Genomic DNA, 464 nt, shown 5'->3' with positions numbered 1-464 from the left:
GTGGCGTTAGTTGACAGTATCAGTTGCACTGTCTCCAAATGTGTGTAGATGTGTATTTATGTATTGCACCGGCACCCACCGCGATCTACACCCTTTCCCTACACGAGGCTCTTCCGTGCTAGAGCGGTATAAGGTACAGGCCAGGAGGGCTACACCTCGTCCCTCGCCGCCGCGTCGTTGCAGGATCTCGGCCTGTTCCGGGCCACCGACGTGATCGGTGGCTTCGCCGCCGGGCGGATCGCCGGCCTGCCGGTGCTGGGCCCCACCCCACCGATCCGCCCGTCCACTCCCGCGCCCCCGGCGACCGCCGGTCGGGTGTCCCACTGATCAGCCACGCCCACCCGGCGTGGCGGTATTTCCCCCAGGAGGCCGCCGTGTCCGTCGTCGCCATCAGCCCGCGCCAACACCCGTCCGGCCGTACCAGCCGCAGCCGCCTCGTCCGGCGGCGCGCCAATCCCACCCTG

General features: G+C 67.9%; 1 pseudogene. It reads left to right on the top strand.

From position 1 onward, the window contains the following. Positions 1-141: 141 nt before the first annotated feature. Positions 142-327, top strand: a pseudogene (locus JMF97_RS30645) (rhodanese-like domain-containing protein); the annotation flags it as partial. Between the last annotated feature and the right edge of the window lie 137 nt (positions 328-464).

The sequence above is a fragment of the Micromonospora fiedleri genome (assembly GCF_016774385.1).
GTDB lineage: Bacteria > Actinomycetota > Actinomycetes > Mycobacteriales > Micromonosporaceae > Micromonospora > Micromonospora gifhornensis.
Note: the sequence above shows the minus strand (reverse complement) of the source record. Positions and strands in the feature narration are given on the sequence as shown.